Below are 20,877 nucleotides of genomic sequence, written 5' to 3' on the forward strand. Positions count from 1 at the left end.
GTTAACCCTGTGACCAAGAAAACAGTAGCAAATTTATCGGCATCCGACTTATCCGGGAAAAAGGTACTGGTGCGGGCGGACTTTAACGTGCCAATCGACAACGGTTCTATTACTGATGATACTCGGATTCGCGCGGCTCTGCCGACGATTCAAGATTTGACCTCGAAAGGTGCTAAGGTGATTTTGACCAGTCACTTTGGACGTCCAAAGGGTAAGGTGGTTGACTCGATGCGTTTAACACCTGTGGCGGGTCGTTTGTCGGAACTGTTGGGGAAAGAAGTTAAAAAATGTGACGATTGTATCGGTGACGAAGTTGCCTCTGTGGTTAACTCGATGAACGATGGCGATGTTGTACTTCTAGAGAACGTTCGTTTCCATGCGGGTGAAGAAAGCAATGATCCCGAATTTGCCAAGCAATTAGCCTCGGTTGCAGATCTCTATGTGAACGATGCGTTTGGAACTGCCCACCGCGCCCACGCTTCTACTGAAGGCGTCACTAAATACCTCAGCCCAAGTGTAGCGGGTTTTCTGATCGAAAAAGAACTCCAGTTCCTCAAGGGTGCGATTGATAATCCCCAACGTCCGTTAGCGGCGATTATTGGCGGTTCTAAGGGGTCGAGTAAGATTGGTGTGATAGAAGCCTTACTCGATAAGTGTGACAAGCTGCTGTTGGGCGGTGGGATGATTTTCACGTTCTACAAAGCCCGGGGTTTGAGTGTGGGTAAATCGTTGGTGGAAGACGATAAAATCGAACTGGCGAAATCCCTCGAAGCCAAAGCCAAAGAAAAAGGTGTCGCCATGTTACTGCCGACGGATGTTATCTTGGCAGATAAGTTTGATGCAGCTGCCAATACTCAAACCGTTAGCGTCGAAGCCATTCCCGACGGTTGGATGGGGTTGGATATTGGCCCGGACTCGGTGAAAGTTTTCCAAGATGCTTTGGGAGACTGCAAAACCGTGATTTGGAACGGCCCAATGGGTGTGTTTGAAATGGAGAAGTTTGCTAAAGGGACCGAAGGCATTGCCCAAACTTTAGCCGGACTCACCGGAACCGGAACAACAACCATTATCGGGGGTGGTGACTCCGTTGCTGCGGTTGAACAGTTGGGTTTAGGTGAGAAAATGAGCCATATTTCCACAGGTGGTGGTGCAAGTTTAGAGTTGCTCGAAGGGAAAGAATTACCCGGTATTGCGGCTTTAGATGATGCGTAATTTCTAATTACAATTACCGTTTTTGGGGTGTGTTGGCGATCGCGTTGGCGCACCTTTTTTTTTAGTTTTTTCGTTGAATGAGTTAGAAAAACACCAGAGTTAACAGCCGCAAATGAACGAGCAAAAGAGCTTAAAAAAATAAAAGGTCGGCGTTTTAGGAGCAAACTGATTTGAATTTTAGGATTATAGGAGAAATTAATGATATTGAAACGATTGCAGTAGGGAACTCAATCCGAGAGTTAGAACGACTGCGAAAAGTTTATGGTTCCAGCAGGTGGCGAAAACTTAAAGGAATTGCTACAATTCAGCTTGAAGATGGAACAGTTTATCGAGCAGAAGTTCATTGGTATGAAGCTCATGGACTTGGTAAAAAAGAAATGAAAATCAAGTATATTTTGGAGTAAATCTGATGGAGTTTGTAATTTGCATCAATAACCAAAATTACACAGCTTCTTTGGAAGTTAAGAAAATCTATCAAGTGATTCCCGATAAGTCTGCCAGTTTGCATCACATGATTCGAGTCATTGATGAATCTGGAGAAGATTATTTATATCCTCAAAACTACTTTATGTCTGTTGAACTTTCCGAAGCAATTATACAAGCGATCGCAACGGTTAACTAATTAACTCATAAGCGCTCGGATAATTGAGTAATATCAAATGTTTTGTCTGGCATGGCTTTGAGATTTCCCAGCTTTTGTTCTTCTATCATTATCTCCCGACAAAGCAGATTTGAGTCTGACAGGGTTGTTCAAGCCCCCCAGCCCCCTCCCTCGCGCGTTCCTTGGCGGATGTTTCATCCGCAGGGTCGCTCGTCAACTTTGGGGGTGCAAGAACTCAAAGTTAACAGCAATTACATAACTTCCTAAATACCGGAGATATATTGTGATAAGTGGTTCTTGCGGTGAGGAAATCCAATTCATGCGTCTACCCCAACAGTGGCTATCTATTCTCAGCGTTAACAGCATCTTCCTGTTGAACTTGGGTTTCCCTTTGTTAACCCTACCGACAACCCTTCATCGCGGAGAAGTCATCGCCCAAACAGACCCCAATGTAGAAGCAGAAAGATTATTAATGCAGGGAGTTGAACTCTTTCGACAAGGGACAGCAGAATCAAAAAAACAGGCAATTGTAGCTTGGGAAAAGGCACTACAACTGTATCAGCAAGGCGGAAATTTGGTAGGACAAGCTGCTAGTTTGTCAGGACTGGGTAGAATCTACTCAGATTTGGGAGACAAACAGCAGGCCCTCGATTACTACAACCAATCCCTTCCTTTATGGCGACAGGTGGGAGATAAAGCGGGGGAAGCAACCACTCTCAACAATATTGGCAAAGTCTATGATGCTTTGGGAGACTCTCAACAGGCGCTCGATTACTTCAACCAATCCCTTCCTTTAAGCCGACAGGCGGGGGATAAAGCGATGGAAGCCACCACTCTCGGGAATTTTGCCTCTCTCAAACGCAGTCAAGGCAACCTCACCGAAGCTTTAACAGACATAGAATCAGCAATTAATATTATTGAAGAACTCCGCACCAAAATCATTAGTCAAGACCTGCGAACCTCTTACTTTTCCACAGTTTATAGTTATTATGAATTTTATATTGATTTGTTGATGGAGTTGCACCAACAAAACCCCAATCAAGGTTATGATACCAAAGCGTTACACGCTAGCGAACGGGGTCGGGCGAGAAGTTTATTAGATATTTTGGCGGAGTCGGGGGCGGATATTAAACAAGGGGTTGACCCGCAATTGTTGGCAAGAGAAAAGAGTTTATTGCAACGATTGACTGCTTTAGATCAATCTCGACAATTGAATCCAGGGGAAAGAGATATTGAGGAATTAAAGCAGGAAATTGAAGCGGTTCGCCGTGAGTTACAAAACCTAGAAGTTGAAATTAAACGCAATAGTCCCCAATATGCCAATTTAAACTATCCCGAACCGTTAACCGCCTCGGAAATTCAGCAGAAAGTTCTCGATGAGGAGACGGTGTTGTTGGTTTATTCGTTGGGAACTAATCGCAGTTTTTTATGGTTGGTGAGTACAACCGAAGTAAAAAGTTATCAACTTCCCAAACGTTCCGAAATAGAAGCGTTAGCAACATCTTTTTTAGAAGAAATTCAATCTCAAGCTGTGGTTCCGCCCTCGGGTGAAAAGCTGAGTCAAATTCTATTATCTCCCGTTCTCAATCAGTTAGGAAATAAACGGTTAGTTGTCGTTGGGGATGGGATTTTACAAACCGTTCCCTTTGCGGCGTTACCGATTTCTAGCCCCGTTTCTAGCCCCCTAAATCCCTCCGCCCCCAAACCCCCAATAATGGGGGCTTTCATAGATGGGGGACTTGTAAAAATGGGGGACTTGGAAAAGATTAATTCCCCCCAAATTTGGGGGGACAAAGGGGGGCTATCCCAAATTTGGGGGGCTAGGGGGGCTATCAACCCTCAGTTAAAGACTTCTAGCCCCCTAAATCCCCCAATTCTGGGGGACTTGAAATTTGGAGATAATTTTGAGGAATTCAAAACTTCACAAGTTAGAGGAGACTTAGAAATTTCCCCCCAAAGTTGGGGGGACAAAGGGGGGCTATCTCAAATTTTGGGAACTGAGGGGGGTTACAAACCGTTAATTGTTCAACATGAAATTATCACATTGCCTTCCGCTTCCAGTCTAGCAATTCTCCGAGAACAAGTTCAAGGACGAACACCCGCCCCGAAAAAAGTCGCTGTTATTGCTGACCCTGTTTTTGAACAAAATGACCCTCGTTTTCAAATTGCATCATCAACAAAAACGGAAATAAATGATGTTAATCAAATCGTCTTAAGACAATCTATTGATGATTTTTTGGGTAAATCTTTTGGTCGTTTGCAACACACTCGCCAAGAAGCGGAAGCGATTTTAGCGTTAGTTCCCGACAATTTAGAACGATTAGCACTAGATTTTAATGCTAACCGTCAAACCGCAACTGATTCTAATTTATCTCAATATCAAATCGTTCATTTTGCCACCCACGGACTCTTAAATGAAACCCAACCGGAATTATCAGGATTGGTGTTTTCTCTCTACGATGAAACGGGAACTCAAAAACCGGGTTTTTTACAATTGAGTGATATTTTTAACTTAACCCTTTCGGCAGATTTGGTAGTATTAAGTGCGTGTCAAACGGGAATTGGTCAGGATATTCGGGGTGAAGGATTGGTGAGTTTAACGAGGGGATTTATGTATGCGGGTGCCGAACGAATTGTGGTGAGTTTGTGGGCGGTTGCTGATGATTCAACTTCAGAATTAATGCAGAATTATTATCAAAAAATATTAGAAACAGGTTCAAATCCGGCTACAGCCATGCGAGAAACTCAGTTAGAAATGATTCAATCAGACACGAGAAATGCACCTTATTTTTGGGCGCCGTTTGTGTTTCAGGGAGAATGGAAAACCGGACTTTCAACCCGGTGATTTATCCCCCTAAATCCCCCTTAAAAAGGGAGACTTTGAAGCGGATATTATGCTAAACTAATTTATAGACTATTAGTCTTATCTTTAAACAAAATATTTAAAAATGTCTTTTACTTCTCGTCGTCGTTTCATGGAATTTGCGGGTTCAACCCTTGCCACCCTCGGACTCAATTCTTTTAATTTACTCCCGAAATTCGACCGTTATGGTAAAGTATTAGCCCAAAGTACCCCTCGAAAGTTAGCTTTGTTAGTCGGAATTAACCAATATCAAAAAGATCCGTTAAATGGCTGTGTTAATGATGTGCTAATGCAGCAAATGTTACTGATTCATCGCTTTGGTTTTAATCCCAAAGATATTGTCATTTTAACGGATAAACAAGCCACCCGTCAAGGAATATTAGAAGCTTTTGAAGAACATTTAGTTAAACAAGCAAAACCCGGAGATGTAGCTGTTTTTCATTATTCTGGACATGGTTCTCGTGTTTTAGATCCTAACCCAATTATTGGTAAAAGTCCGATTGTTGACGGTACGGGTTTAAATGGAACTTTTGTTCCGGTGGATAGTTCCCTTCCTGCGGGTTATCCGAATGTTGGGGGTGTAGTTAATGATATTATGGGACACACTTTATTTTTATTAATGTCTGCCATCCAAACCGAATATTTTACCGCAGTTCTTGATAGTTGTTTTTCGGGATTAAAAACTAGGGATTTTAAAGTTCGTTCGCGAGATGGAGGAGAAAAAATAGAGGTTTCACCCCAAGAAAAAGCCTATCAACAACAGTGGCTTTCTCGTTTGGATATGTCGCCGGAGGAGTTTGTACAAGGATATCAAAAAGGCGTTGCTAGGGGTGTAGTTTTGGCTTCAGCCCAGCCCAACGAATTGGCAAAGGATATGAAAATTCTTGATTTTCATGTGGGAATTTTTAGCTATTTATTAACTCAATATCTCTGGCAAAATACTGGAACACCAAAAAGTGCGATCGCCTATATAAATGAACAAATTCCTCAAAGATTACGTCAAAATCCGTTATATGAAGTTAAGATTGATAGCGGATATGAAAATGATCCGATGTATTTTGTGCAGAATCAAAGCCCAGTTGCAAATGCAGTTGTTATGAAGACTGAAGGAAATCAAGCCCAAATTTGGTTGAGAGGATTAACCGTTAAACAAAAAGCGGAGTTAAAGTCAGGAACTCTCTTTAATATTGTGAACTCTCAATTAAATTCGTCGGGTAAAGTGATTCTTAAATCTCGTAAAGAGTTAGTTGGAAGTGCTACAATTGAGGGGAATATTGAAGTCGGAACGTTGTTATCTTTGTCAGGAGTCAGATAGCCCGGTTGTGGCGAGAACACGATGAGTTTTAGTATTCTATAAATCGGTTTTGATCTCAAAAACCCGATCTCTGAGAAACCGGGTTTTTTAAGATAGAGTCAGATTAAGCTTTTGGTTTGGTTAAATTAGCACAATAGCCCTCGTCAACCACTTTTGTAGAAATATGAGTCGGTTGAACATCTACACCTTTGGGGAGGGAACGAGAAACAGCATGAAAAGCCACCTGTTTACAGACGACTTGGTTACTGCTGATCGCAGTATAATCCCAAATGTAGACTTGAGGATCATTTGTGGTTGTATTTGTTGTAGCATTAGCAGGTGTGAACGTTCCTGAACCCCACAACACTAAAACCAATGCCGTTAAAGCGGCGAACAGGTACTTGAACATGGTGGGTCGTTGATCTCAAAAGTCAGTTAATAAATTACTTTCTATTATATCTTCTTCGTCAGTTCTCACCTATTCCGATAAATATCAAATGTTTATTCAACCAATTTGATTACCATAAATAAAACCCCGTCTGATGGAACGGGGTCAATCTGGGGTGTTTCTCTATGCATCTGTATATAAGATATCAAGGAAGCTCGGTTAACCACAATGTATGAATTACGGATTTTTTTTCTGGATATAAACTGCGATTTACGTGTTTTCACGTAGAAAATAGCCCTCCTGTTTTCACAACAGATACATTGAGGCAAAAAATCAGCTTTTCTCAACCTCAAAAAACCACTCGGAGAACTCCCCTGATGAAGCTCAAACCCTTTGCAATTGCGGCACTTTTCCTTACACTCAGTAGTATACTTAGTTGTTCGAGTCTGACCGCAGACCAAACCCCCGAAAATTTGACAGAAAATTTTTCCACGTCTACCCGCACCTGGGACAACGACAGCGAACAAGCATTTCAACAACGCAGCCTCGCCATCCGTCAAAGAGTCGCCTCAGAAGACCTTAACAGCCTTGATGAGTGGTGGCGACGGGTTAAACTCGGTGATCCTCACAAATACCTGCTTCCCGTTATTCTCGCCCGTCTGAGTCTACCCGAACAATACGACCCCGAAACCCTTTGGCCGTTTTTACGCAGTTTGGATAAAGATCGCCCGGACTTGTACCATTTTCGGGCCATTCACGATATTCGCCTGTTTTTCCTCTTTCGCGATCGCCTTCCCCCCGACCTCGAAACCACCTATCGTCAAATGTTAGATAGCCCCGAAGTCACCCAATGGATGGAACAAGGCACCGAAAATCATATGTTCATGCAGCGGGGTTCGGGACTGGCTTTAATAGATGGGAGTGGTTGGCCGAATGGGGCGCCGGGTGTGGCTGCAACCAATGAAGCCTGGTTACGGGCGGAACTGAATAAATTTCTCACTATTGGTCAGGGTGAGTTCCATTCTTCAACATACTACGGTTATGCGATCGCAGGTTTGCTGAATATCTACGATTTTGCCAAAACGCCCGAACTCCGACAACTCGCCAAAGCCACTCTCGACTGGTTGGCTGCAAATATGGCGGTTCGTTTGAGTTGGGGAACCGCAGGGGGCGCCGAAAGTCGGGGGTTTGATCGCGGAACTTGGGATAATAGCGAGTTGGCTGCGGTGGCTTGGGTGTGGTGGGGGGATGACCCGCAAACGGCTGACCGTATTCCCCAAAAATACGCCTGGGTTGGGGTTCCGGCGGCGTTGAGTTCCTACCGTCCCCCGAGGGAAATGACAGCTTTAGCGAAGAAAGACGTGCAGCTTCCGTTTTTATTAAAAGCCAGTCATCCAAGTTATTATAGTTATCATCAAGATAATCAATTTTGGGAAACGTTTTATATTACTGAAGATTACAGTTTATCTACGCTGTTAATTCCGTTTCGATCTTATCAAGTGCAGGGAACAATTAACGCACAATATGCCACCTATAAACTGGTTATTCGTGATCCTAAAGGCGTTGATAATGCGGTAGTCAGTTTGGGCGGAACCTATCACAGTCCGACGGCTGCGGGGAATTCGACCGGTGATCAATTTTTGCAGGAAAAAGGAACGGTTCTCTATCAATTAAGATTGAATGAGCGTGATATTGCAGCCGAAGTTCCCACCCGTTCTCATTTAGTGATTCCGACTCGTTATGGTGAACCCCAAAAACATAATAATTGGTATATTTGGCAAGTGGAAAATGTTTGGTTATCTGTGCGGGTTTGGGGAGATACAATAGACTGGAAACCGCAAGTTTCAGAAAAATATTCTGATTACCAAGTTTTAGCAGCGAATGGGGTAAATACGGCTTGGATAACTGAGGTGGTTTCTGTCAATGATGCGCCCAATTTGGAAGCGTTAACGAACCGTTTAGACCAAACTGAAGTTAATGATCGCCTCTGGACGAATCTAGGTCAATTATCCTACAAATCAGTGACGGGCGATCGCTTAGAATTGATTTACGAACCCAATGGCGGTATTGGAAAAGGAACTGTCAATGATCGAGAACGAGTTTTAGGAAATTGGGCGGTGTTAGACAGTCCCTATTTGAAACAAGAATTATCTAGTGGGGTTTTAGAACTGATTCATCCACAAGGACGCTGGAAATTACGCACAACGTTAACAGCGCCGCAATGGGAAAAATAAGAGACAATCAGAAGGATAATTAGGACGAATTATTGTTTGGTAAAATAGCATCGGAAGTATAATCAATCGTCTGATAGGCGTTATGGATGGATAAGCAGCCCATTTTGTGGCGACTCTATATTGTCTATTCAATCATTGGGGGTGGGAGAAGTAGGGTTTGATATTTCTAAACAGTTATGATCAGGATCAAAGTAATGATGATCGTAGACATCAAAACTCAAACGGGATATAACATGATCAATAAACCCAATAAATCATATTCTGACCAGGTATGCACAGGTTTTTTCTTATACATTTGCTCTCGGATGGGTTCAGATAAAAATGCCAGAATCAAAAATGCAATCACTAAAGAGAGTAAAAAAGAGAGTAAAAAAGCTAGAATAATTTTCATGGTTTATACACCTGAGAGGATTCACTTTCTACACGATACGGAGTGAACCGTGTGAATACCCTAATCCCTGGTGCAGTTAATCAACATCCACCTAATTAATCTAATCTTAAATTTAATTTGTTAAACTGCTGAGAGTTAGAATAACGGATGTACTCATGAAACTTTGTTCGGATGGCAATATTAATCACGCAACCGCCCATCGAGTTCGCCTGAAAATTCACCAACAAGATACAATGGTTGTTCGATTTGTCGATTCTCATCAGCAGCCTTTTTCTTGGTCGGCGATCGCCAAAGGGTTGTCAAGTCAAGCTGATTTTCGACAATTATGGAATCAAACTTGGGCTGATATTCCTTTCGACTTTCTTTGGCAACCGATTCCGATTCACTCTAATTTTACCACAACTCACCCCTTTTTCGCAGTATTAATTCCGTCTAATTTTTCTCCCGCCAATCCTCAAGCTTATCAAGAATATCTACAGAAGTTAAAACCCCACCAACAGGTAGCAACATTCTCTAATTTATCGGGTGATGCGTTGTTAGTAATACCCAAAGACACAGGAAATTATGGTCATATTGCTGCTTTTTGTCGCTTGGCTTCTATTGATTTACAACAGGCTTTATGGAAGCGAGTTGGAGAAATTGCTGAGAAAACGATTGAACAAGGGGGTTCAATATGGTGTAATACGCATGGTCATGGTGTTCCCTGGATGCACATTCGTTTTGATTTTAGTCTCAAGTATCTCACACTTTTATCCGCCCAAAGTATTAATAACCAAACTCAAGCGCTTTGGTATCAAATGATTTCTTCTCTCTATGATGAAAGGAATACTTCAACTTCAGGTTTATATCGGTCTTAAACCAATTCTCAGATTATTGAGTAAACTGAGGATTTAATCTACAAAACTAGATCCCAAAAGTGAACAGTATTTTATTACTGTTTTTTCTGTTTATTTTTAAAACCAACAAAGTCTAGATCAAAAAGGCTTTAGGAATAGTCGGATTTCTAAAGACTGATTGGTTTGGGAAACGGGTTGTTGATCATTTACAAATAGCACGATTGATGAGATTTTGTGTAGCTTCAAGACTCAGTTGAGGGTGAGTCCAAACGACGATACAGCGTTCGCCACTGTTGAGGAATTCCATATCATTATCTTTACCAGGGCGGCCTAGTGCTTCTATCATTAACCGTGATAAAATACAGGGACTAGAAACACCCTCAAAGATCACCTTTGTGACTAGGACTGCTTCACTATCTGTTTGAGTTTCATTGGAGTTAGTCATGTATTCTTGTTCAATAGATTCAACTCTCATCGTTATGCAAGCTCCCGATTAACTTAATCCTGAATTATGATATTAGATCGGAGATTCCCTATCTTACACTGTTACGGTCACAGAATTGAAAATGAGCTTCCCTAATCTAGCCACCCAGTTCTCCATTGATTCTATGATTATTCTTTGTCTTAGAATGATTTTACGGCATGATCTGGGCAGAAACCGCGATTTGTTCGTGAACTCAAGGTAATTCAAGTTAGAGTTCTATTTTTAAGAAGCGACTCAACATCATTTCTAACATTTCTTCAGCATTTTCAGGACAACTGGAGCTTTTGATAAACTCTTTAATTGTGATTTTTTTGTCTCGAAAGTCCTGAACAAAATTATAGATATTTTCTATGGCTTTGACTTGAGCTTCTAATTCTAGAACTATTTCAGCGATGGAATCAATTCCCTGTTTTTGACCAGCGCGATAATTTTTTACCAGTTCACCTTCGGGCGTATTTCGAGCAATACGGAGTTCTTTTTTGATATTTTAGTACTGATTTTTGAGAAGTTGATTGTCTTTTTCTCGTCGAAGACAAAGCCTTTCAATTTCAGATTTTGTACTGCTAATTGAGTCAATTTTTTCTTGAAGATGGTGTTGCTTCTCGATTTCAAGCAGTCGAGCAATATCCCCTTCTTGATAAGCACGGTTAATTTCTTTCATTACCTCATTATGGTGCATTTGTGTTTCAGCATCCGTGACCTTATCTGGATGAAAAAGAGAAGCTAATTTTAGAAATATTTGTCGAATTTGTTGAGATTCAGGGGATTTTGTTTGAGATTCCGTGAAAGAATGATCTTCATCAAATTGATGAAAATTATGGGTATTGTTATTAAAGAAGTTTTCTCCGGCTTCAGTATTCCCTCGTTCTGATGAGGAGTTATTAAAAAAAGTATCGAATTCATCATCTTCATCTAATTGAGGACTGATTAATCCGATTAATTGGAGAGAACAGTAAACGTTGAAAATATCTTGTTTGCTCTTTTTTCCCAATTTTTGATTGGTTAATATTTCTTCAAATAAATTATGAATTTTAGTGTCCAGTTGATTCTGTTTTTGATAGAGAGGGGAAGCTTGGCTAAAAATTCGAGTCGCAATGGTACGCATCTGATCTAAGAAGTTTTTGAGTTCAGTGCGTTTTCGTTTAATCTGTTTGAGAAGCCATTGATGTTCTTCTTCTAGAAGGCGATGACGTTCATGAAAACTGGAAAGTCCTAACAATGTAGTGGACTCGGTGGGTGTGGATGAAGTTTGCTTTTGAGAACGAGGCATATAAACAGAAGATAACGGGATCGTGTTTATTGTAAAGGGAATATCTATCAATTCGCCAATAATTTTCAGGTTGTTCGGGTTGTTCGGGCTGAAAGTAGTAGAGGTGTCGGAGAAGATTAACTCGTTGTGGAAAGCGAGCGCTATCTAGTCAATTAATTGTGGAAAAACAATGACAATCTCAAATGACAATCTCATGCTTATACCAGAGTTTAACTGTTCTGGCGGAGTGCTTTTAAGAAATCCCGAGTAGAAATACTTTCGCCGTAGTAAGCACACAAAGATTTCCAGAGGGCGGGATGGGGTAAGGACTCGAAGTGGTACTTCTTAACTATCTGTAAAGCCGCTAGCAAACTCAAGTCTTCGATTTCTTTGAGTGCGGCAACTGCAAAAGCCACAGAGCGACTGATTCCCGCACCACAGGCAATCAATAGGATTTTTCCTTGCTGTTTTTGGGTCTTGGTAAAGTCTACCCCTTGTCGTCAAAAGTGAGTTGGCAAAGATACCCCATCTTCAACGGGTAAATACATGGAGGTAATGTGAGGATGTTCCACGGCATCGGCTAATTGCATTTTTTCTGAGTTAACGAATGATCATCATTGACATAAACATATCTCTAAGTGGGTTAACCCCATGCACAGTTTCATTGATTAAATTCTCAATCCCCGTTGAAAGTCAACCCCAATTACGACTAAAGGGGGAGAGAGAAACCTCTCAGAGCCAAGTAAACTTAGATTTGGAGACAATTATTGATTCAATCATTCATGGAAGATAACTTATTCGATAAAACATTTCGAGATAGCGAGGGCAATATTGTTATTGCTCAACCTCCCAATCTACCACTTATAGTCGGGATTACAACCACTGTACTAAAATTAATTATTCCTAGTGGCAATCTCCATACAGGTCTAGATGCAATCGCTTTTGGTTCACTGTTTACTTGGGCGTGGCAAGAGTTATTCGAGGGGGTTAACTACTTTCGTCGGTCGCTGGGTTTACTGGGGCTAATTGGCTTAATTGCTTTGAGGTTTTAGAGTAACTCAATAGAATAGCTGTCAAGCTGTGATGAAATGATGAATACTGAGGTGAATTTACAGAAGTTGGATTAAATTCTGATATATTATCTCTGGCTTACCCGGTGCATCCGATTTGGGATTGAATAGGCAAAAAATCAACTCAAAAACCGGATACACCCTGCTATTTTCTTACAATTTCATCGATAAACCAATCCGCTTTAATTTCTCCTTCACCTCTAATACTCGCACTTTTACAACTTGTCCAACTTTCACGAACTGATTAGGATCATCAACAAATTGATCTGCGATTTGGGAAATATGAACTAACCCATCCTGATGAACTCCAATATCAACAAACGCCCCAAAATTAACAACATTCGTGACAATTCCTTCTAATTCCATTCCTTCTTTGAGATCGGAAATCTCCTTAATTCCCTCTTTAAAGGTTGCATATTTAAACTCCGATCTGGGGTCACGTCCTGGTTTTTCTAACTCCCGAATAATATCTTTTAAGGTTGGAATTCCGACGGTTTCTGTTACATATTTTTTCAAGTCAATTGATTTTAACTTTTCTGCAACTTGAGAAATATTCTTCAGAGAAACACCCACATCAGAAGCCATTGTTTCTACAACTTTATAACTTTCGGGGTGAACTGCGGTATTATCGAGGGGGTTGGCGCCTTCGCGAATGCGTAAAAAACCCGCAGCCTGTTGATAGGCTTTTGGCCCCAGTTTTGCAACTTTTAGCAATTCTTTTCTATTTTTAAATACTCCTTTTTCGTTGCGGTAGATGATAATATTTTGAGCAATTGTCGGGGTAATTCCCGAGACAAAGGTTAATAACTCTTTCGATGCACTATTGAGTTCAACGCCGACATAGTTCACACAACTTTCGACAGTTTCATCCAGTTTTTTCTTGAGTAACTTTTGGTCAACATCATGCTGATACTGTCCAACTCCAATCGATTTCGGGTCAATTTTTACCAATTCTGCTAAGGGGTCTTGTAAGCGTCGTCCAATACTAATCGCCCCTCGCACAGTTAAATCTAACTCCGGAAATTCTTGTCGTGCGACATCACTTGCAGAATAAATGGAAGCACCCGACTCATTGACCATTACTTTAATCGGTTTAGTCTCAATTTGGGTTAAAACTTCCCCAATAAATTCATCAGTTTCTCGTCCGGCAGTCCCATTTCCAATCGCAATTAATTCAATTTTGTACTTTTTAATTAATGTTTTAATCGTCTTGGCAGCATCTTGACGTTGGTTCGCAGATTGATAGGGAAAAATAGTTTGATATTCACAAAATTGACCCGTTTCTGAGAGAACCGACACTTTACATCCTGTTCTAAATCCAGGATCAATCGCAAGAGTTGGCTTCATTCCCGCAGGAGAAGATAACAACAATTCTCGTAAATTCGCTTCAAAGGTTTGGATGGATTCAATATCGGCGTAAGCTTTCCGATTGGATCGAACTTCACTGATTAAAGAAGTTTTCATCAAACGATTAAATCCATCTTTAATCATGGCTTGATAAAATCTTCTCACTTCTGAGGTTTTAGTTTTAATTTCCTGGGCTTCTAAGTAAGTGAGAATAAAATCTTCATCAAATTCTAAATCGACTTTGAGAATGCCTTCAGATTCTCCGCGAAACAGGGCTAAAATATTATGAGGTTTAATCTCTATTGCTTTTTCCCGAAACGTTCGATACATCTCAAACTTCGTTGAACCTTCGGGATAGTCATCTTTCACCGATGAAACAAACACTCCTTTGTTCATCAAATATTCTCGCAAATAGGCCCGATATTCGGCTTTTTCTGAAACCGTTTCAGCTAAAATATCAGAAGCACCCTGTAACGCATCTTCTACGGTTTTAATGCCTTTTTCTTCGGAAATATAATCTGATGCGGCTTTTTCTAAGGGAATAATCGGCGCTTTGGGAAGGTTGAGAGAGGCGATCAATTCCGCCAGGGGTTCTAACCCTTTTTCCTTAGCAGCAGTGGCGCGGGTGCGGCGTTTGGGTTTGTAGGGAAGATAGAGATCTTCGAGTTCGTTTTTGAGTAAACTCGCTGTGATTTTGGCTTCAAGTTCATCAGTGAGTTTGCCTTGATTTTCTATCGCTTCTAAGATAAATTTTTTGCGATCTTCGAGTTCAGTTAAATAACTAAATCGTTCAGAAATATCTCGCAGTTGAGTTTCATCGAGAGAACCTGTTTTTTCTTTCCGATAACGGGCGACAAAGGGAATGGTTGCACCTTCTGAAAACAGTTCTAGTGTGTTTTCAACTTGATAGGTTTTTAGGGATAGTTCTTGAGCGATAGTTTGAGGAATATTGAGCATCATTTTAGCAATCTATTAACTTTTTTGGGATAATTTTGGGATAATATTGTTATGCTTTACCAATCATATCAGCAACAATTTTAGCTGAACTGATCACTCCGGGTATGCCTGCACCGGGATGGGTTCCAGCCCCAACAAAATAGAGATTTTTGAGATCTTCACTCTGGTTGTGAGGACGAAACCAAGCGGACTGCATGAGTGTGGGTTCAATGGAAAATGCACTCCCTTTATAACTGTTTAGCGTATCTTGAAAATGAATCGGATCAATGTAATATTCTGTAACAATATGTTGGGATAACTGGGGTAGATAATGGTGTTCTAGAAATTGAATAATTTTATCTCGGTAAGATTTTGCTGTAGTTTTCCATTCTATTTTAGCATCTAAATTCGGAACTGGAGATAACACATACCAACTATCACATCCCGAGGGGGCAAGTGTGGGATCAGTCGCCGTTGGACGATGCAAATACAAGGAAAAATCATCAGCTAAATGCTTCTTGTTAAACAAATCATTCATTAATCCTTTGTATCTTGGCCCCATAATAATTTCGTGATGCGCCATCTGTTCATAGCGTCGGTTTGTGCCGAAATATAACACAAATAACGAAATAGAATAACGCATTTGTTTTATTTTTGCATCGGTATATTTTCGACGAAAACGAGGTTGAATCAAGTTTAAGTACGTCCACGCTACATCACCGTTACTAACGATTGCATCAGCCTCGAATAGATCCCCGTCTTTTGATACAACTCCTGTTGCTTTGCGGGTTTGATCCGAGATCAAAATTTCAGAAACTTCTGCATTGAGTAACAGTTTACCGCCAATTTCTTTAAAAATTTGCACCAATCCTGAGACTAACGCTCCCGTTCCCCCCATTGCAAACCAAATCCCAAATTGTTGTTCTAATTTGTGAATCATCGCGTAAATAGAGGTACTTTGAAAAGGGTTTCCGCCAATTAAAAGCGGATGAAAACTAAACACTTGTCGCAAGCGTTCATCTTTGATATACTGGTTAACAAATCCGGCAACAGATTTATAGGATTGTAACTCAATCATATCCGGTGCAACCCTTAGCATATCCCCAAATTTGGTAAACGGTTGAGTCATCAAAGGTAGACCTTTTTTAAAGACTTGGTTAGCCGCTTGACAAAAACGTTGATATCCGGCAACATCTTCAGGATTAAAAGCGCGAATTTGTTGGATTAAATCATCATAATTATCGTTATAGTGAAAGACCGAACCATCGGGAAATCTGACATTATAAAAAGGGTTGAGTTTAACCAGCGTTACATAGTCTTCGGTTTGTTTTCCCGCGATTTGAAATAACTCGTGAATTAGATAGGGAGAAGTAATAATCGTTGGCCCGCCATCAAAAGTAAAACCATCCTGTTGATAAACATAAGCCCGTCCACCGGGTTGATCACGCTTCTCTAAAATAGTGACTTGATGTCCTTGGGCTTGTAGCCGAATTGCTGTCGCTATTCCACCCAAACCACTACCAATTACAATAATTTTCATGCGATATTAAACAAATTAGAGACTCTAAATTTTCAGGTTCTAAACAATCTGTGCGAAAAGAATAAACACCTTGTATTATTAATTTAAACCCTTGACCAAAAATCTGCAATGAAAAGTTGGAATAAATTACGTCTGTTCTTTGCTGTGATCTTGTGTTTGTCGCTGCAACTGCTGACCTTTTCACCCGCCTGGGCTTCGATTCATCGCTATCCTGAAAGTGAAAATCAAGTGATGTATCGTTCTAAACAAAGTTTACGCGATCGCCATGATTTATCTTGGCAAGTGATATTATTTAAACGGATAAAATTTGGTCAAGTTAATGAAATTCATTTGCGACTCGTGGGGTTTCCCGGTTTAACAGCGTTTGCACATCGACAACCCTTAAAACTGACAACAGCAACCGGAAAAACTTGGCAAGCTAAAGATGTGGTTGATTTATCTCTGCCGAAAAATGTGGGAGAATATGATGTATCCGATATTTTGTTTCAGATCGAAAATGATATTCCCTTAGAGTTAGCCTTGCCTTTAGCCGAAAATCAAATTGTTGAATTACCCGTTCCGCCTTATATTGTCAGAGAATGGCGAAAACTGTTAGAATTAAATGAGTTCTCCTATAAACTTTCAGGGGATTTATCGTTTAAAACTTTTGATTTATAGTTCCATGAAAATTCATCAAACCTTCATCCATTTTCTCCTGATTGTTACTTTAGTCTTGTTCACTTTTGCTTCTCCAGTTCAAGCGGCTAACTCCCAAAATGGTGCTAAGATTTTTAACCTGCAATGTGCGGGTTGTCATGTCGGAGGCGGTAATATTATCAGATGGGGGAAAACGCTCAAGAAAAACGCATTAAACCGCAATGGATATGATACGATTGAGGCGATTTCTTACTTAGTTACTCAGGGGAAAGGTAATATGCCTGCTTATAAAGAACGTTTAACCCCCAAAGAAATAGAAGATGTTTCTGATTATGTGATGAAACAAGCGGAAAACAATTGGAAATCTTAGTTATTCAACTCTGTTTTAACAGATGTTCAAGTTGGCAAATGGCTAATGAGTGAGATAGAATAGGAGAGAAACAAAAGATCATTATCCCTAATTCACATCTCTTAAAGTAGAGATTAAAAAGAGATGATTAAACTGCTAATTTTGATAGCTTTCCTGATCTTTTTCTCTCCCGCCATGGCACAACAGCAAGCCTGTGACCCCTCCTATCCGACGGGAGAAAAGGGTGAAAAAATATGTATTCCTCCTAGCCCTCCTGACTTAGATTGTCAAGATATTTCCTATCGTCGGTTTAAAGTTTTATCCCCAGACCCCCATCGATTTGATCGCGATAAAGACGGAATTGGTTGCGAACAAGACTAATAGAAAAAATCAGGAATTGATTAAAGAAACCAAGGTTTTTAAGTCAGGAACTTCTAAGTCGGGTTCGGCTGCGGTGGGTTGAGTCGCACCTACTTCTTTGCCTTGTTGTCGGTTCACCCAAACTGTGGTTAAACCTAACTGTTTTGCGGGGGCAATATCGTGATATAAACTCTCAGCAACGTGTAATAGTTTATCTGGGGATAGTCCAATTTTTTCTAGGGTAAATTCAAAGTTTCTCAGGGTAGGTTTATAGGATTTGACTTGTTGAGCAGTAATAACGTCATCAAATTCTACCTGTAACTGTTGAGCCGTTTGAGCAAATAAATCATCATCAATATTAGAAATAATTACCAAACGATACTTTTGCTTTAACGCTTGTAACGCTTCTACGGTATCAGAAAAAGTTTTCCAAGTTTCAATCGACTTCCATAAACTCTCTAATTCAGAAATTGTGGGTTCAAACTCCAACCGTTCCCCAATTTTTTGAACAACTTCTCGCAAAACATCTTTATAATTTTGATATTTTCCACTTTGAGCAATTGGCTCATATTCAGAAAAAAACTTTAACAATTGTTGTTCGTCGCAGTCAATTTGATGATCGGAAACAATTTTTTGTAAAACGGGAGTAATGCCATTTTCCCAATCAATTAAAGTTCCGTAACAGTCAAAACTCAAAGCCTCAAATTGATTAAATTTTAACATTTCCAACCTCCTAAACTCTAATATTTTTTACTTAAACCATGATTGCCAAGCTGACCAACTTTTAACTAAATTAGCTAATTTAGCATAGCCCTTTTCACGGGGATGTGCGCCATCATAGTTTTCAACTTCACTCATCCAAACCGCAGAAGATTTTAAGGGTGTAAAAACATCAAGATAGGGAATATTAACCTGCTCACAAATAAACTGTATTTTTTCAGATAAATTATTAATTCTCTGATTTTGTTCAATGTCTGCAATCGGTGGAGGCCCAATCATTAAAACCGGAAAATGAGATGAAGCTGTTGTTAAAATTTGACGGGTATTATTAAGAGAGTCAGATAAACTCACCCGTGTTTTTCCCTGTTCAATAGTCGTATCATTCACCCCAAAAGAAAACACCACTTGGCTGTCATCTTCTGGGGATAAACGACAAGAAACTTCCCCCAACCAACGTTTCAGAATATCTGCACTGGTTTCTCGTCGGATACCTAAGTTATAGTGAGTAATTTCATCCGGGTATTGATGAGCCTCAACACAAACTCGACCCGTCCATCCTAAACCCCTTGGATCACCCACACCATTAACAAAAGAATCACCGACAAAACAAATTCGCATCTTTAAAACATTCAAGAATTAGAATAAACTTCTTCCCGTGACAAACAAGCCTTCAACGATTAGAGACGGTGTACAAAAAGATCCATTCCAGTCTGCATCCTCTCCGACTTGAAGGACGTGTTTTAGCGCCGTATAAACATTTCCAGAAACCATCGTATTCTTAACTCTGCCGACAATTTCACCCCGTTCAATCCGATAGCCTAAATCCACATTAATCGAAAATTCCCCACTAATTCCTGCCCCCCCACCTAACATTTGATCAATAATTAACCCCCGATCTAAATTTTGAATTAAATCTTGCAAAGTTCCCTTTCCTGGTTTAACTAATAAATTAAATAAACCCGGCGTTGGGTAACTATTTAAACCCGCTTTAAAACCATTTCCAGTTGTACCACTTCCCAAAACCCGACCCGTCGTTAAATCCGTATAAAAAAGTTGCAAAATTCCATCTTCAATAAAAACAATCGGGCGAGTTTGTACTCCCTCATCATCAAACGGACAACTAAACGGCCCTTCTTCCGGTGCCTGATAAACCGTCAAAAGCGGGGACATCACAGGCGTCCTTAACCGATCACTCCAAGGAGAAGCCCCTTCTAAAACCTGTTTTCCATTCAACGCTGCCGCCACCGTTCCCCACAGCATATCGGCCGCTTTCCCTGTGAACAAAATCGGCACCCGGCCCACAGGCGGCGCAATATTTTCTTTTGCCCAATTCAAGCGTTTTAAAATCCGTTCAGCGATCAACGCCGGATCAAGTACACCTCGCTGAGTTTGACCGTCTGAGATACTCAAGAAATCATCTCCGCGTACCCATTCAGTTTCGAGATAACCACTCAGTGTCGTATCCCGATAGCCAGAGTCGAGGCCCAGAGAATTCACCAAACGAGTGGATTCAATTTCACAGTCCCACTCAGCGCTACAGAGAATATCAGGATAGTCTTGTCGAACTAAAGCGATCGCCTCTCGCCCCCATTCAATAAGCTGTTCAACCCCAACCGTCTCACCTAAATTGGGATAATGTTTGTTAATCGAAGTTGCAGTCAGTTCAATGGTTTCGGGTTCATTGAGACGACTCAGAGCGATCGCTCGTTCAACCAACTTTTCCGGTTCTACAGGGCCATGAGCCACAGCCAAACCCGGACGCCCATCTCGCCAAAGTCGTAAGGCTGTCCCGCCAGTTTGAATACTTTCGAGTTGTTTGAGTCGGTTGGCTTCAAAAAAAATCGGTTGTGATTGAGATTGCGACTGAAAAACCGAAGCCGCCTCGGCACCGGCTAATGAAGCCAACTCCAGAAGCTGTTCGGCAGATTGGTCATGGGTCATAAACGATCGGTCATCGCACAGTGTTCATCGTTCCATCCTACCTTGTGGTGAGTCACTTCTATCAAAGGGTTTCCTGAGTGCCTTTGAGGTTCTGCGATTAAACCCCGAAGCACAGGAAGGAAATATGAGTGAGTGCTTTGCAATTTAGCTTCTTCCCCAAGAAGCCTCACGTCTGACCCGACAGAGCAGCGTGAGATGAATTGCGGTCAGGGTTTATCGGAATTAGGTTTGTTCTGATTTTCGATATATTGTCGCCGAGTTGAAATAGTTATTCCACCACAACTAGCAACAAAGTAAGAGCCATTCCATAAAACATCTTTCCAATAGAAAGAATTTAAGTGGTCGGAAAATTCTTGTCTAAGCTTTCGAGACGTTACAGATTTGAGATTATTAACCAAATTACTTAAAGCAATGTCACCGATGGTA

21 protein-coding genes and 1 pseudogene are annotated in these 20,877 nt (G+C 40.8%); 11 read left to right on the top strand and 11 right to left on the bottom strand.

Translation table 11 applies throughout. The annotated features are described in order from the left end of the window. Nucleotides 1–9: 9 nt before the first annotated feature. The 5 genes from M595_RS20020 to M595_RS20040 all read left to right on the top strand — a co-directional run bounded on the left by M595_RS20020 (nt 10) and on the right by M595_RS20040 (nt 5,991). Entirely contained in the window at nt 10–1,212 is a 1,203-nt protein-coding gene (locus M595_RS20020; protein ID WP_023068245.1) for a phosphoglycerate kinase, read from the top strand. A 170-nt stretch (nt 1,213–1,382) separates the two neighbouring features. After that, on the top strand, nt 1,383–1,616 hold the full coding sequence (locus M595_RS20025; RefSeq protein WP_023068244.1) for a hypothetical protein: 234 nt from the start codon (nt 1,383–1,385) through the stop codon (nt 1,614–1,616). Nucleotides 1,617–1,621: 5 nt separating this feature from the next. Beyond that, nucleotides 1,622–1,834, top strand: coding sequence for a hypothetical protein (locus M595_RS20030; protein ID WP_023068230.1), 213 nt, complete (start codon nt 1,622–1,624; stop codon nt 1,832–1,834). A gap of 298 nt (nt 1,835–2,132) precedes the next feature. Beyond that, nucleotides 2,133–4,658, top strand: a complete 2,526-nt coding sequence (locus tag M595_RS20035) for a CHAT domain-containing protein (protein WP_023068227.1) — start codon at nt 2,133–2,135, stop codon at nt 4,656–4,658. A 103-nt stretch (nt 4,659–4,761) separates the two neighbouring features. Next, the gene (locus tag M595_RS20040) at nt 4,762–5,991 is read left to right on the top strand and encodes a caspase family protein (protein ID WP_023068233.1); all 1,230 of its coding nucleotides are present in this window, start codon (nt 4,762–4,764) and stop codon (nt 5,989–5,991) included. A gap of 103 nt (nt 5,992–6,094) precedes the next feature. On the opposite strand, the gene M595_RS20045 is transcribed toward M595_RS20040, so the two are convergent. After that, nucleotides 6,095–6,379, bottom strand: coding sequence for a hypothetical protein (locus M595_RS20045; protein WP_023068242.1), 285 nt, complete (start codon nt 6,377–6,379; stop codon nt 6,095–6,097). 356 nt (nt 6,380–6,735) lie between these two features. Here M595_RS20045 and M595_RS20050 point away from each other — a divergent pair, with 356 nt between their 5' ends. Then, nucleotides 6,736–8,592: a hypothetical protein gene (locus M595_RS20050; protein WP_023068252.1), complete on the top strand. Its 1,857-nt coding sequence runs from the start codon at nt 6,736–6,738 to the stop codon at nt 8,590–8,592. Nucleotides 8,593–8,809: 217 nt separating this feature from the next. Here M595_RS20050 and M595_RS31240 read toward each other — a convergent pair whose 3' ends face one another. Further along, nucleotides 8,810–8,983 (bottom strand): hypothetical protein, encoded by a 174-nt coding sequence (locus tag M595_RS31240; RefSeq protein WP_023068225.1) that lies wholly within the window; start codon nt 8,981–8,983, stop codon nt 8,810–8,812. A 155-nt stretch (nt 8,984–9,138) separates the two neighbouring features. On the opposite strand from M595_RS31240, the gene M595_RS20055 reads away from it, so the two are divergent. Next, nucleotides 9,139–9,840: a DUF6940 family protein gene (locus M595_RS20055; protein ID WP_023068259.1), complete on the top strand. Its 702-nt coding sequence runs from the start codon at nt 9,139–9,141 to the stop codon at nt 9,838–9,840. 181 nt (nt 9,841–10,021) lie between these two features. Here the strand turns inward: M595_RS20055 and M595_RS20060 are convergent, their stop codons facing one another. The 3 genes and pseudogenes from M595_RS20060 to M595_RS20070 form a co-directional block, all read right to left on the bottom strand. Further along, nucleotides 10,022–10,294, bottom strand: coding sequence for a hypothetical protein (locus M595_RS20060; RefSeq protein WP_023068234.1), 273 nt, complete (start codon nt 10,292–10,294; stop codon nt 10,022–10,024). Nucleotides 10,295–10,790: 496 nt separating this feature from the next. Next, a complete protein-coding gene (locus M595_RS20065) occupies nt 10,791–11,573 on the bottom strand; it encodes a J domain-containing protein (protein ID WP_203419113.1) in 783 nt (260 codons plus the stop codon). A 209-nt stretch (nt 11,574–11,782) separates the two neighbouring features. After that, nucleotides 11,783–12,031 (bottom strand): annotated as a pseudogene (locus M595_RS20070) (protein-tyrosine phosphatase family protein); the annotation flags it as partial. A gap of 303 nt (nt 12,032–12,334) precedes the next feature. Between M595_RS20070 and M595_RS20075 the strand changes: the two are divergent. Then, nucleotides 12,335–12,604 (top strand): hypothetical protein, encoded by a 270-nt coding sequence (locus tag M595_RS20075; protein ID WP_023068255.1) that lies wholly within the window; start codon nt 12,335–12,337, stop codon nt 12,602–12,604. Nucleotides 12,605–12,775: 171 nt separating this feature from the next. Here M595_RS20075 and M595_RS20080 read toward each other — a convergent pair whose 3' ends face one another. Beyond that, on the bottom strand, nt 12,776–14,926 hold the full coding sequence (locus M595_RS20080; RefSeq protein WP_023068224.1) for a Tex family protein: 2,151 nt from the start codon (nt 14,924–14,926) through the stop codon (nt 12,776–12,778). A gap of 49 nt (nt 14,927–14,975) precedes the next feature. Beyond that, on the bottom strand, nt 14,976–16,445 hold the full coding sequence (locus M595_RS20085; RefSeq protein WP_023068247.1) for a phytoene desaturase: 1,470 nt from the start codon (nt 16,443–16,445) through the stop codon (nt 14,976–14,978). Nucleotides 16,446–16,553: 108 nt separating this feature from the next. Here M595_RS20085 and M595_RS20090 point away from each other — a divergent pair, with 108 nt between their 5' ends. From M595_RS20090 to M595_RS20100, 3 genes are all read left to right on the top strand, one after another. Then, nucleotides 16,554–17,102: a DUF3122 domain-containing protein gene (locus M595_RS20090; protein ID WP_023068243.1), complete on the top strand. Its 549-nt coding sequence runs from the start codon at nt 16,554–16,556 to the stop codon at nt 17,100–17,102. Between the two features lie 4 nt (nt 17,103–17,106). Then, the gene (gene petJ / locus M595_RS20095) at nt 17,107–17,451 is read left to right on the top strand and encodes a cytochrome c6 PetJ (protein WP_023068232.1); all 345 of its coding nucleotides are present in this window, start codon (nt 17,107–17,109) and stop codon (nt 17,449–17,451) included. Nucleotides 17,452–17,574: 123 nt separating this feature from the next. Continuing rightward, nucleotides 17,575–17,811 (top strand): excalibur calcium-binding domain-containing protein, encoded by a 237-nt coding sequence (locus M595_RS20100; protein ID WP_023068261.1) that lies wholly within the window; start codon nt 17,575–17,577, stop codon nt 17,809–17,811. Between the two features lie 9 nt (nt 17,812–17,820). On the opposite strand, the gene M595_RS20105 is transcribed toward M595_RS20100, so the two are convergent. The 4 genes from M595_RS20105 to M595_RS29520 all read right to left on the bottom strand — a co-directional run. Further along, complete coding sequence (locus M595_RS20105; RefSeq protein ID WP_023068229.1) at nt 17,821–18,513, bottom strand: haloacid dehalogenase type II; 693 nt, start codon at nt 18,511–18,513, stop codon at nt 17,821–17,823. Nucleotides 18,514–18,540: 27 nt separating this feature from the next. After that, a complete protein-coding gene (locus M595_RS20110) occupies nt 18,541–19,128 on the bottom strand; it encodes a GDSL-type esterase/lipase family protein (RefSeq protein ID WP_023068254.1) in 588 nt (195 codons plus the stop codon). A gap of 18 nt (nt 19,129–19,146) precedes the next feature. Further along, nucleotides 19,147–20,451, bottom strand: a complete 1,305-nt coding sequence (locus M595_RS20115; RefSeq protein WP_023068251.1) for a TldD/PmbA family protein — start codon at nt 20,449–20,451, stop codon at nt 19,147–19,149. Between the two features lie 206 nt (nt 20,452–20,657). Then, the coding region (locus M595_RS29520; protein WP_023068248.1) for an IS200/IS605 family transposase at nt 20,658–20,877 on the bottom strand (220 nt) is incomplete at its 5' end.

The sequence above is a fragment of the Lyngbya aestuarii BL J genome, from assembly GCF_000478195.2.
In the GTDB taxonomy this organism is placed as follows: Bacteria; Cyanobacteriota; Cyanobacteriia; order Cyanobacteriales; family Microcoleaceae; genus Capilliphycus; species Capilliphycus aestuarii.

What these genes read in the sequence shown, in the direction of transcription:
- M595_RS20115 (WP_023068251.1), bottom strand. Translation starts at nt 20,451, where the DNA reads ATGACCCATGACCAATCTGCCGAACAGCTTCTGGAGTTGGCTTCATTA.
- M595_RS20065 (WP_203419113.1), bottom strand. Translation starts at nt 11,573, where the DNA reads ATGCCTCGTTCTCAAAAGCAAACTTCATCCACACCCACCGAGTCCACT.
- M595_RS20110 (WP_023068254.1), bottom strand. Translation starts at nt 19,128, where the DNA reads ATGCGAATTTGTTTTGTCGGTGATTCTTTTGTTAATGGTGTGGGTGAT.
- M595_RS20100 (WP_023068261.1), top strand. Translation starts at nt 17,575, where the DNA reads ATGATTAAACTGCTAATTTTGATAGCTTTCCTGATCTTTTTCTCTCCC.
- M595_RS20040 (WP_023068233.1), top strand. Translation starts at nt 4,762, where the DNA reads ATGTCTTTTACTTCTCGTCGTCGTTTCATGGAATTTGCGGGTTCAACC.
- M595_RS20050 (WP_023068252.1), top strand. Translation starts at nt 6,736, where the DNA reads ATGAAGCTCAAACCCTTTGCAATTGCGGCACTTTTCCTTACACTCAGT.
- M595_RS20055 (WP_023068259.1), top strand. Translation starts at nt 9,139, where the DNA reads ATGAAACTTTGTTCGGATGGCAATATTAATCACGCAACCGCCCATCGA.
- M595_RS20060 (WP_023068234.1), bottom strand. Translation starts at nt 10,294, where the DNA reads ATGAGAGTTGAATCTATTGAACAAGAATACATGACTAACTCCAATGAA.
- M595_RS31240 (WP_023068225.1), bottom strand. Translation starts at nt 8,983, where the DNA reads ATGAAAATTATTCTAGCTTTTTTACTCTCTTTTTTACTCTCTTTAGTG.
- M595_RS20105 (WP_023068229.1), bottom strand. Translation starts at nt 18,513, where the DNA reads ATGTTAAAATTTAATCAATTTGAGGCTTTGAGTTTTGACTGTTACGGA.
- M595_RS20035 (WP_023068227.1), top strand. Translation starts at nt 2,133, where the DNA reads ATGCGTCTACCCCAACAGTGGCTATCTATTCTCAGCGTTAACAGCATC.
- M595_RS20090 (WP_023068243.1), top strand. Translation starts at nt 16,554, where the DNA reads ATGAAAAGTTGGAATAAATTACGTCTGTTCTTTGCTGTGATCTTGTGT.
- M595_RS20075 (WP_023068255.1), top strand. Translation starts at nt 12,335, where the DNA reads ATGGAAGATAACTTATTCGATAAAACATTTCGAGATAGCGAGGGCAAT.
- M595_RS20080 (WP_023068224.1), bottom strand. Translation starts at nt 14,926, where the DNA reads ATGCTCAATATTCCTCAAACTATCGCTCAAGAACTATCCCTAAAAACC.
- M595_RS20045 (WP_023068242.1), bottom strand. Translation starts at nt 6,379, where the DNA reads ATGTTCAAGTACCTGTTCGCCGCTTTAACGGCATTGGTTTTAGTGTTG.
- M595_RS20030 (WP_023068230.1), top strand. Translation starts at nt 1,622, where the DNA reads ATGGAGTTTGTAATTTGCATCAATAACCAAAATTACACAGCTTCTTTG.
- M595_RS20085 (WP_023068247.1), bottom strand. Translation starts at nt 16,445, where the DNA reads ATGAAAATTATTGTAATTGGTAGTGGTTTGGGTGGAATAGCGACAGCA.
- petJ (WP_023068232.1), top strand. Translation starts at nt 17,107, where the DNA reads ATGAAAATTCATCAAACCTTCATCCATTTTCTCCTGATTGTTACTTTA.